Origin of the sequence: Streptomyces sp. NPDC019396, from assembly GCF_040632375.1 — a bacterium.
Classification (GTDB): domain Bacteria; phylum Actinomycetota; class Actinomycetes; order Streptomycetales; family Streptomycetaceae; genus Streptomyces.
Map to the genome: position 1 here is coordinate 1 of NZ_JBEYBS010000072.1, position 4,288 is coordinate 4,288.

Below are 4,288 nucleotides of genomic sequence, written 5' to 3' on the forward strand. Positions count from 1 at the left end.
TCTTCGGCTACCTCACCCCGTCCGAGACCCGACGGCATCAACAACACGCCCTCGCGGCATAACAAGATCGTGTCCAGGATCACGGGGAAACTTCACTTGCGGCCGTTGACCTTCTTCCCGGCGTCGAAGCCGCGGGCGGCCTTGGAGACGGTCTCGGCGCCCTTGACCGACTGCGAGTCGACAATCAACGTCACTGGCCAGGGGCATCGTCCCTGGCCAATGCGGATCTGTCGACGGAGTTGATCACGGAGGAAGGCGATGCCGCCGCGGCGGTGCCAGGCGGCGAAGTGGTAGTAGACGGTCTGCCAGGGTGGGTAGTCGGGCTCTCGGCTCACTGGAGCCGGGCGATGCGCGCCTGGGTCGCCGAACAGGGCTGGCTCACCCTGGAGCGATTACCCGCCTACGCTCCCGAGCTGAACCCGGTGACCTGGTCGGCGCCGTGGCACCTTCGATGCCCTCCACAGCGTCAAGGACCAGGTGCGCTGGCTGGTGCAGGAGAAGAAGGCCCACTACATCGCGTTGATCAAGAGAAACCAGCCGACCGCGTCGGCCAGCTCAAGGCCCTGCCATGGGAGCGGGTGTCCGTAGCGCACACCGTCTCCGCACCGGGCACGGGCGGCGGGAGTCCGCTCGGCCAAGACCATGGCCATCGCGGCGAACCTGGGCGGGATCGCCTTCCCGGAGGCACGGTTGGCCCGACGCATCCACCGGCGCCGCCAGGAGAGCGGCAGACCCGGGAGACGGTCTACGCCGTCACCAGCCTCGACACCCACCACGCCAGCCCCGCTGACGTGAGCGGATACGTGCGCGGACACTGGGGGAATCGAAAATTCCAGCCACCACGTCAGAGATGTGGTGTTCGCCGAGGACGCCTCCACCGCCCACACCGGCAGCGCGCCCGGGCGATGGCCGCTTTGCGGAACCTGACCCATCGGCAGGCTGCGGCTGCTGGGCGCCGACAACATCGCCAAGACCACCCGAGCGATCCGGGACGCACCCGAACACACCCTCTGGATCTGGAGAAATCACCGGCTCTCTGCTCCTACCAGGAACTTGAAGCCGCCCTGATCAGGTCTCGCCCACGAGCAGAACGTGTGGTTCGGCAGCCAAGGCGCGCAGCGCCGTGAACCGAGACGAACCGGCATCGCGAAGGAGGGGCCGGGCGCAGCGTCCCCGTCGACCGAATGCCAGGCGCATAGCCGCTCTGAGGTCAGACCTCGTCAGTGCTCGTAGGCGAGGGCCGCGCCGGTATCGGGGCCGAGGCATCGAACTCCTCTCCGCGTAGCGGCGACGCACGCGGGGACCTGGCCGTCGTGCGGGGATGTTCCTCACGCACGAAGCAGCGGGCCCAGCCGGGTGATCCCCCACGGCGGCCGGGGCCCGCACCGCATCTACCCGTCGAGAAGCGGGCAGCCACAGGCGTGTGACGAGGATCAGCGGCCCTCGTGCAGCACCATCGCCGAGCCTCCGCCGCGGCGCTTCGGTTCGGCAACCGCCTCGACCTTGCCGTCCGGCAGGAACTCCAGCGCAGCCACGGCCCCGATCTCCGGGGACGGTGTGAACGTCTCCGGCGCCAGGATGAAGGAGTGGCCGAGCTTCTTCAGCTCCTCGCTCTCCGGCGTCTTGAGGAAGGCGGGCTCCGCCTCGGTGTCGGTCCGGTTGCGCTGGGAGATGCGCGGAGCGGCGACGGCGTCCGGGAGGGACATCCCGAGGTCCAGACGGTTGACCAGGGTCTGCAGTACCGTGGTGATGATCGTGGCCCCGCCGGGCGAGCCGACGGCGATCTGCGGCTCGCCGTCCTTCAGCACGATCGTCGGCGACATGCTGCTGCGCGGGCGCTTGCCGGGACCGGGCAGGTTCGGGTCCGGCACGCCCTCAGTAACTGGCGTGAAGTCGAAGTCCGACAGCTCGTTGTTGAGCAGGAAGCCCCGTCCGGGCACGGTGATGCCCGAACCGCCGGTCTGCTCGATGGTCAGGGTGTACGAGACCACATTGCCCCAGCGGTCCGACGCCACCAGGTGCGTCGTCGACGGCCCCTCGTACGGCTCCTTGCCGCCCTTGCCCTGGGTGCATCCGCCGCCGGGGGCGTGGGGGTCGGCCGGGGCGACCGGGCTCTTCAGCACGGAGTCGGGCCGGATCAGGCAGGCCCTTTCTCGTCCGAACTTCTTCGACAGCAGTTCCTTGGTGGGCACGTTCGAGAAGGCCGGGTCGCCCACCCAGCGGTTCCGGTCGGCGAACCCGATACGGCTCGCCTCGATGTAGCGGTGGAGCGCCTGCGTCCGGTCCTTCGGCGAGAGCTCGGAGCTCTCCAGGATGTTCAGCGCCTCGCCGACGGTGGTGCCGCCGGAGGAGGACGGTGCCATGGAGTAGATGTCGTGGCCTCGGTAGGTAGTTTGCGTAGGGGCGCGGTGCAACGTCTCGTAGGCGGCGAGGTCGCCGCGCTCCATGAGGCCAGGGCGGACTGTACGGTCCGAGCCGGGAGCCACCGGCGGCTTCTGGGCGGTGCGCACCACGTCGCGTCCGATGTCGCCGTGGTAGATTGCGTCCGCCCCATCGCGACCGAGCTCCTTGTACGTGAGCGCTAGCCCGGGGTTGCGGAAGCGCGATCCGACGACGGGAAGTTCACCGCCTGGCAGGAACAGCTCAGCGGTGGAGCTGAAGTCGCGAAAGCGCTCCTCGTTCATCTCGGTCTGGGCCCGGAATTCCTCGTTCACCACGAAGCCGTCACGGGCGAGACGGGTGGCCGGGCGCAGGGCCTGCCCGAGCCCCATCGTGCCCCAGTCGGCCAGCGCCTCCTCCCAGGTCGCCGGGGTGCCCGGAATGCCGACGGACAGGCCGGAGTTGACGGCCTCGTCGAACGGGATGGGCTTGCCGGTGGACTTGTCAACAAAGGCATCCTCGCCCATACCGGCGGGAGCGGTCTCCCGGCCGTCGATCGTCCGCACCTTGCCGGACTTGGCGTCGTAGTAGACGAAGTAGCCGCCACCTCCGATGCCGGCGGAGTACGGCTCGACGACACCGAGCGCCGCGGCCGTGGCCACTGCGGCGTCGACCGCGTTGCCGCCCTTGCGCAGGGCCTCGAGTCCGGCCTCGGAGGCGTACGGGTTGACGCTGGACACGGCGCCGCCGCTGCCCCGGGCAACCGCCTGCTTCGGAGGCGGCTCGGACTGGGAGGGGCTGCCGTGAACGGCCGGCGACGCGGTGGCGTTGGCGGTGGAGACCAGCAGGGGACAGGCGAGAGCCGCGGCGCACGCGACAGCGACGACAGTGCGGTGGACAGCCATGAAACCTCCGGGACCTCGTGAGGGGAATGACGGAACCCTTCCAGTGCCGGCGCAGGTCGAGCAATGAGGCACACGAATATTTGCGCGAGATCTGAGGTTCCCGGTCAGTCCGACGTCGCTCTCACGGAGCGACTGCCGGCGGAGCTCCTGGCGCGTACCAGCAGTCTGCCGGGCGACGACGAGAGTGGGCCGCAGCTGCCCGAGGCTCTCCTCTACCTTCACCGCCTGGCGCGCCCGGCACGCCGCCGTCGATCCGCTCTACGACCTGTGGCTGGACGGCACGTTGAGCCACATGCACACCCCGCCGGCCTTCTACGCCGCCTGGGAGCACCGTGGTCTCGCCGCAGCCAGGAAGGAACTTCTCGAGCGTAATCGCATGGCTCCATGGCCAGCATGGAAGGTACGTTTCCCTGACCAGAGCGGCGGAAAGTGGACCGTCTCCATCGAGGTGCCCAGCGCCACGGTCATGAACGACGACTGGACCGACCACACCGCGGTTGTGACCGCAAGGCAGCACATTGACTCGGAGAGGGAGAGGGCGGCCGTGTACGTCTTGGCGCGGCGTGGACGCCCGCCTGGCCGGCTCCCTGGTGGACCAGCTGCGCCGGGAGGAGTCCCTGGACGGGATCGGTGAGGTTGCCGCCCGTCTGCACTCCCTGACCGCACATTGACGAAACAGGAGGGGTTTTGTGGACCTGCTCATCACTGGGATGGCGATTGGTGGAGGGCTCTGATGTGGGCCCTGCGCGAGTACACCCGTCAGCTGCACAGTACGCAGGTGTACCAGGCAGCCGGCGTTTACCTGAGCCTCGTGGGAGTGGCGTTCGCCCTGGCCAGCGCGATGACGGCGCCTTGGTGGCTGCCCGTGGCCGGGATCGCGTTCCTCGCCTGGGGCGCCAAGTTGGTTCTCTAAGAACTCCTAACAAAGGCGTTGGACGTGTCGGTGGGTGATGAGGCAGGTGGCGAGTCCGAGGAAGGCTTCGTGGATGTCGTCGCGTCGTTCC

The 4,288-nt window shown here is 68.6% G+C and carries 3 protein-coding genes; 1 reads left to right on the forward strand and 2 read right to left on the reverse strand.

Going from position 1 to position 4,288, the window contains the following annotated elements; genetic code table 11:
• Nucleotides 1-509: 509 nt before the first annotated feature.
• Both ABZ532_RS31290 and ggt read right to left on the reverse strand, forming a co-directional pair.
• Nucleotides 510-650 (reverse strand): hypothetical protein, encoded by a 141-nt coding sequence (locus ABZ532_RS31290; protein WP_361291323.1) that lies wholly within the window; start codon nucleotides 648-650, stop codon nucleotides 510-512.
• A gap of 783 nt (nucleotides 651-1,433) precedes the next feature.
• Nucleotides 1,434-3,284, reverse strand: coding sequence for a gamma-glutamyltransferase (ggt, locus tag ABZ532_RS31295; protein WP_361291326.1), 1,851 nt, complete (start codon nucleotides 3,282-3,284; stop codon nucleotides 1,434-1,436).
• A gap of 733 nt (nucleotides 3,285-4,017) precedes the next feature.
• Between ggt and ABZ532_RS31300 the strand changes: the two genes are divergently transcribed.
• Nucleotides 4,018-4,197 carry a hypothetical protein gene (locus ABZ532_RS31300; protein ID WP_361291329.1) on the forward strand — a complete coding sequence of 60 codons (180 nt, stop codon included), beginning with the start codon at nucleotides 4,018-4,020 and terminating at the stop codon, nucleotides 4,195-4,197.
• Nucleotides 4,198-4,288: the final 91 nt, after the last annotated feature.